6 protein-coding genes and 1 pseudogene are annotated in these 6,102 nt (G+C 71.6%); all 7 read left to right on the plus strand.

Translation table 11 applies throughout. The features are described 5' to 3' along the window. Positions 1-54: 54 nt before the first annotated feature. Positions 55-384 (plus strand): hypothetical protein, encoded by a 330-nt coding sequence (locus tag Q7T15_RS05850; protein ID WP_304694232.1) that lies wholly within the window; start codon positions 55-57, stop codon positions 382-384. A 15-nt stretch (positions 385-399) separates the two neighbouring features. Continuing rightward, positions 400-1,740: a hypothetical protein gene (locus Q7T15_RS05855; RefSeq protein WP_304694234.1), complete on the plus strand. Its 1,341-nt coding sequence runs from the start codon at positions 400-402 to the stop codon at positions 1,738-1,740. Next, positions 1,737-2,339 (plus strand): hypothetical protein, encoded by a 603-nt coding sequence (locus tag Q7T15_RS05860; protein ID WP_304694236.1) that lies wholly within the window; start codon positions 1,737-1,739, stop codon positions 2,337-2,339. The genes Q7T15_RS05855 and Q7T15_RS05860 overlap by 4 nt, the downstream gene beginning before the upstream one ends. After that, positions 2,336-2,884 (plus strand): hypothetical protein, encoded by a 549-nt coding sequence (locus Q7T15_RS05865; protein WP_304694238.1) that lies wholly within the window; start codon positions 2,336-2,338, stop codon positions 2,882-2,884. Before Q7T15_RS05860 ends, Q7T15_RS05865 begins: the two co-directional genes overlap by 4 nt. Next, entirely contained in the window at positions 2,881-3,756 is an 876-nt protein-coding gene (locus Q7T15_RS05870; protein ID WP_304694240.1) for a hypothetical protein, read from the plus strand. Before Q7T15_RS05865 ends, Q7T15_RS05870 begins: the two co-directional genes overlap by 4 nt. A 173-nt stretch (positions 3,757-3,929) precedes the next feature. Continuing rightward, positions 3,930-5,663 carry a GspE/PulE family protein gene (locus Q7T15_RS05875; RefSeq protein ID WP_304694242.1) on the plus strand — a complete coding sequence of 578 codons (1,734 nt, stop codon included), beginning with the start codon at positions 3,930-3,932 and terminating at the stop codon, positions 5,661-5,663. A gap of 40 nt (positions 5,664-5,703) precedes the next feature. After that, positions 5,704-6,102, plus strand: a pseudogene (locus tag Q7T15_RS05880) (hypothetical protein); the annotation flags it as partial.

Genomic DNA, 6,102 nt, shown 5'->3' on the forward strand with positions numbered 1-6,102 from the left:
GCTCGCTCCGGCTGAACCGCCTTCCGACCAGCACCGCATCAAGGAGAAGAGCCCATGGCCGATGTGATGATCAGCGTGTCGACGCTGAGCGCACTGAACTCCGCGCTCAAGCGGATCCTCGTCGAGTTCGACGAGGTCGGCTCGCGGACGGGCGAGCTGCAGGAGGCGATCGACCGCCCCGCGGGCCGCTCGGGGCTGTGCGACCGCACTCGCGAGTTCGAGTCGGGCTGGGATGACCGCCGCGCCGCGCTCGTCGAGAAGCTCACGGCGATCCAGGCCTCGGTCGAATCGACCTGCACGGGGTGGACGGACTTCGACGCCGAGCTCGCGAACAACCTCACTCTCGACTCCGCCGGCACGGCGACGCCGCCGGCCGACCTCTGACACCGGAGAGCTGACATGACGGATCTGCGCACGCACTCGGGTCGACGCGTCGAGGTGCTCGACGGCGACGCCGCGAAGATCATCGAGCGCGGGGAGGCCATCGAGGCCCTCGGCGCCCAGATGGAAGGAGCCTCCCGCGTCCTCCGCGACATCGGCGACGGGGCCGAGGAGCAGAGGGGGCGCTCGATCGAGCGCATCCAGGAGGAAGTCGGGGACGTCCACGAGGAGCTCCACCTCGCCGCCGAGCGCTACACCCCGACCGGTCGCGTGATGAAGACCTACGGGCAGGCGCTCGACTCCGTCCAGGTGGAGATGACCCGCATCGTGTCCGACGCGGAGGCCGCTCGCGCCGTGCTCGTGCAGCGGCAGGCGCAGGCCGCCGCCGCGGCATCCGCTCTCGACCGCTTCGAGCCCGACGCCGACGACCCCTCCGCGACCGCGACGGCCGACCGGCTCGCCGACGGCGCGAGCGCCGCGGCGGGGCTCGCGGACGCCGCGCGGGAGGACCTCGACGACGCCCTGCGCGCCTACGACATCCAGTTCGACATGTGGGACGAGGCCTACGAGGCGGCGCTCGAGGGCATCGAGGACGCCACCAAGGGCAACATCACCGATCACTGGACGGACAACCTCGCCGGCGTCGTCGAGGTCATCCTCACCGTGCTGCAGGTCGCCGGGGTGATCCTCGCGCTCGCCGCGCTGATCATCGGCGGGCCGCTCTTCGCCGCCCTCGCCGCCATCGCCGGCGTGCTCGCTCTGCTCGGCACGCTGTACCTCGCGGCGAAGGGCCGCCGCAACGGCGGCGACGTCGCGTGGGCGGTCGTGGGGGTCCTCCCGTTCGGGAAGCTCGGCAAGCTGTTCCAGTCCGGCAAGCGCATGACAGGGCTGCGCGAGTTCGCCACCGCGCCCGTCATGGACATCGTCACGCCGGTGCGGCGCATCGTCGCCCTGCGTCGCCTCCCGTCCGCCGAGGTGATCCGCCAGGGTGGAGGTATGGGCAGCCGGGCGGCACAGGGTCTTGCCCAGCGCATTCGCACAGACTTCACGCTGTTCAGCGGAGGGGGCCCTTCCGGCATCGTCACTCGCATCACGCAAGGCTCCAGCCGGACGTGGCAGAACGGGATGGCCGACGCATTCGCCTCGCTCACGCCGCACCACCAGCGCCTCGTGAGTCCGCATCTCGGAGCGCTGCAGAGCGTCGTAGCCCGCTCGGAGGTATCGATGCCCGAGATGGCCATCAACGTGGTCGAGTTCGGGATCAAGCGGACCAACATGGTCCTCGGCCGCTCCTCCGACATCATGACGGCGATGAACGAGCGACCGGTCGACGCGTGGTCGGCCGAGCTGAGCCGATGACGCCGGAGTCCCTCGCCGAGCTCGCGATCCCCCCGTACCGGCTCGTTCTCCCCCAGGGGTGGGAGGAGGCGCCCGCCTCGTCGGCGACCGCCCAGCTCCTCATCGCGCAGGGCAGCGAGGTCATGAAGCGCGCACACCGGCCCGACCTCGACGTCGAGTTCCGGTCGCTCGTCCGCCGCGGGTTCGCTCAGCTCTCCGCCGCCGGCGCCGTCTCGGTGTACCTGCAGAGCAACGTCCCTCCCGAGCAGGTCATGCCCGTCTCGATCGTCGTCTCCGTGCGGCGCGCGCCCGAGGGCGGCACGCTCGATCCGGAGGTGACGGCGATGCTCCGTGAGGGCGGGGCCGGGTTCCTCCGCGACGACCGCGCGATCGTCCGGATGGAGGCCGATCGGGCGGTCGACGGCGTCGGGGGAGGGGTGCGGACGCGCCAGATCGCCTACGTCATCGCCGTGCCCGGGTCGGGGAGGACGATCGCGCTGCAGTTCACGACGGCCATCCCGTACCCCGTAGACGGTGACGGGGACGTCGAGCGCATGGTCGACGAGATGGTCGCGCTCAGCAACGTCTGCATGAGCACCTTCGCGTGGGAGGCCGCATGAGCGGGTACGAGCTGCAGTACGACGCGGGCCTCTGGTACCCGCTGCCCGATTCCGGCGACTCTCGGGCGTTCGCCGAGGGACTGGCCGCGGCGCTCGAGGCCGAGCGGCCCGACATCACCGCGAGCGAGCTCGACGACCTGCGCGCGGTCGCCGAGACGGCCGTCGCGACGCGGCCGCCGGACGCCTCCGAGTCGTTCCTGTTCCTCCCCGCTGACGTCGGCGCTCTCGGGATCGTCCACTTCGTGATCATCGTCGCGGCGCCGGGCGAGGTCTACTCGGCCGACGACCTGCTCGCCGCCTCGGCCGACGCCCTGCTGTCGCCCGTGCGCACCGACCTCGAGCTCGACGGCCTCGGGTCGGGGTCGCGCATCCTGTCCGTCACCCCGGGGGCAGGGGAGCTCCCGACGGCGCGCATCGAGTACCTCTTCGCGGAGGGTCCCGCCGTGCTCATGGCGTCGGCGCTCGCCCGCTCGATGCGCGACGCCGGCATCATGACGGCTGCGCTCGACGAGATGCTCGGCGGCTTCCGCTGGATGAGCGAGTGACCGCGGCGGAACTCGCCTCGAGCATCCCCGTGTCGGCAGGGGAGACCCTGTCGGCGGCGCGCGTCCTCGAGGACGCGGCCCTCGCGTCGGCTGCCCCGCAGGTCCGAGCTCGACTGAGGGCGATCGACCGCGACCACGACCGAGCGATCGCCGCTCTCCGCGCCCGCTATCGCGAGCGAGAGAGCGCGTACGACGAGGACTGGCCCGACCCGCCGCGCGACATCTGGGGGCTCGACGCGGCGGCGCTCGTCATCACCGCGATCGCGCTCGCCGTCGTCATCGCGAGCGCGCGATTCGCCGATCGATGGGATGCTCCCTCCGCAGCCGCGCTCTGCGCCGGGCTGATCGTGCTCGCCACCGTCCTCCACCTCGTCGGGGCGCTCCGCTCCCGGTCGAGCGCGGGCGTCAGCAACCAGCGCGCGAGCTCGGTGATCGGCTTCGACGCGGTCGCCGCGGTCGCCGGCGCCGGGCTCATCATCTGGCGCGCGAACGGGGCCCGCGGTGGTGCCCCGTTCGACGCGATCATCGCACCGGTCGTGGTCAGCGCGCTCTGCGGGCTGCTCCTCGCGATCGTCTGGGTCGACGCCCGCCGTCGCGGAGCGCCCGAGCGAGCCCGCGTCGCCCGTTACCGGGTCGCCGAGGCGTCCTGGCGCGAGGATCTCGACGCCGAGGCGAGCGAGCTCGCCGACCGCTCACGCGCGGCGGCGCTCGCCGTCGTGCAGGCGCTCGACGCCGAGAGCCGTGCCGCCGTCGAGACCGACCTCGCGGAGGCCGCGCTCGTTCTGAAGCGCCGCGACGACGTGCCGCCGGGGTTCGCCTCCGCGATCGCCGATTCGCCGTTCGGCGCTCTCCGCTACGACGACCGGGTCTGATCACCGCGCCTCGTGCCCCGCGGGAGCGCCCGCGGGGCGCGTGTTGCTCGTGGGGGAGGAGTCGCGTCCCCGAAAGGGGGACTACTCATCGCTGAGAGCGTGTCATAACGTCCCGGTGGGGGGCGGCAACGGTATTGGCGTCCCTGCGATCGCGCATGAGGGGGGAGCCGGCAGTGCCGTCATTGACCGAGGTGCTCATCATTCGCGGCATCATGCCCATCGAGACGCTCGATGTGATGAGCGACGATCCGCTGGCCGAGGCCCACATCATCCAGATGTTCATGGATGAGGGCCGCGTGACGCCGGGCCAGATCGCGTCCGCTCGCGCCGAGGTCATGGGCCTGTCGTTCGTCGAGCTCTCCGAGTACCCGATCGACCGCACGGCCGTCGCGCTCGTGCCCGCAGCCCTGTGCAAGCGGCACAAGGTGCTGCCCATCCACATCGCCGGCGAGATGCTCACGCTCGCCATGGTCAACCCCGACGACGTCTTCGCGCTCGACGACGTGCGCGCCGCCACCCGCATGCGCATCGTGCCGATCGTCGCGGAGGAGACCGACCTCGTCGAGGCGGTCGAGAAGTTCCACCGCGCCGACAGCGAGCTCAACGAGCTCTCGAACGTGCTCGAGGAGGAGAACAGGCCGGAGGACCTGTCGGCGGTCGCGCTGCGCGATGCCGACGCGGACGATGCGCCGATCGTGCGATTCGTGAACCTCATCATCGGCCAGGCGATCCAGGACAACGCGTCGGACATCCACATCGAACCGGGCGAGCACGAGCTGCGCGTGCGGTACCGCATCGACGGCGTCCTCCACGAGATGCAGGCCGCGCCCCGCTCGGTCACGAACGGCGTCATCTCGCGCCTGAAGATCATGAGCGACATCGACATCGCCGAGCGCCGCAAGCCGCAGGACGGCCGCATGTCGGTCAGCCATGGCGGCCGCCAGATCGACCTTCGCGTCGCGACCCTGCCGACGGTGTACGGCGAGAAGGTCGTCATGCGAATCCTCGACAACAACGCCACGCGCCGCGATATGAGCGAGCTGCAGCTGCTCGAGTACAACTTCGACGTCTTCAAGCAGTCGTACACGAAGCCGTACGGCATGATCCTCGTCACCGGGCCGACCGGTTCGGGCAAGTCGACGACCCTGTACACGACCCTCCACGCGGTCGCGAAGCCCGAGATCAACGTCATCACCGTCGAGGACCCGGTCGAGTACCGCATGGCTGGCATCAACCAGGTGCAGGTGAACCCGAAGGCGGGCCTCACGTTCGCGAGCGCGCTGCGCAGCATCCTGCGATCCGACCCGGATGTCGTGCTCCTCGGTGAGATCCGCGACAAGGAGACCGCGCAGATCGCCATCGAGGCCTCGCTCACGGGTCACCTCGTGCTGTCGACCCTGCACACCAACGACGCGCCGAGCGCGATCACCCGTCTCATCGAGATGGACATCGAGCCCTTCCTCGTCGGTTCGGCCCTCGACTGCGTCGTCGCCCAGCGCCTCGCGCGCCGCCTCTGCGACCGGTGCAAGGCGCCGTACCAGGGCGACACCGAGCAGATGGCGTTCGGCGTGAGCCTCGCGCAGGCCTTCGGCGAGACCGGCTTCACGACCGAGGACGGCGAGGAGCGCTCGGCGGGCACGGCGCTCGCGTTCGCCTCCGGCCCTACGCTCTACAAGCCCGTCGGATGCTCGGCCTGCTCGAACACCGGCTACCGCGGTCGCCTCGCCCTGCACGAGGTCATGGCCGTCACGGAGGAGATCGAGCGCCTCGCCGTGGCGCGCGCCTCCGCCGCCGAGATCCAGAAGGTCGCGCTCGCCCAGGGCATGCGCACCCTCCGCCAGGACGGCTGGGAGAAGGCCAAGCTCGGCCTCACCTCCGTCGACGAGATCATGCGCGTGGTCGCGTGACGCCCGCAGCACCGACCCGACGCCGCCGTAAGGAGCACTCATGACCGACCGACCGATCCACGAGATCCCCATGGACCCCGAGGACTCCGACCTGTCGTTCCTGCGCCGCGCCGCGGCGTCCGATGGTCGCGTCTCGCCCGCCGACTGGGATGCCCTGGCCGCCGCCGCGGGAGCCGCCCCGCCGGCCGCCCCGAGCGCGGTGCCGAGCGCCGCCGACGTCGTCGCCTCGGCGACCGCCCTCCCGCTCAACGTCACGCAGACGGGGATGCCCGGGGTGCCACCGAGCGCGCCGCCCACGATGCCGCCGCCCGGCTCCTCCGCTCCGTACAACGCCCCGCCGCCCGCGAGCGCGCCGCTCAACGCGCCGCCGCCGGTGGCGTCGGCGCCTCTCGCGTCGTCATCGTTCTCGGCCCCGCCTCCGGTCGGCGGCACGCCGCTG

It is taken from the genome of Microcella sp. (genome assembly GCF_030645145.1).
GTDB lineage: Bacteria > Actinomycetota > Actinomycetes > Actinomycetales > Microbacteriaceae > Microcella.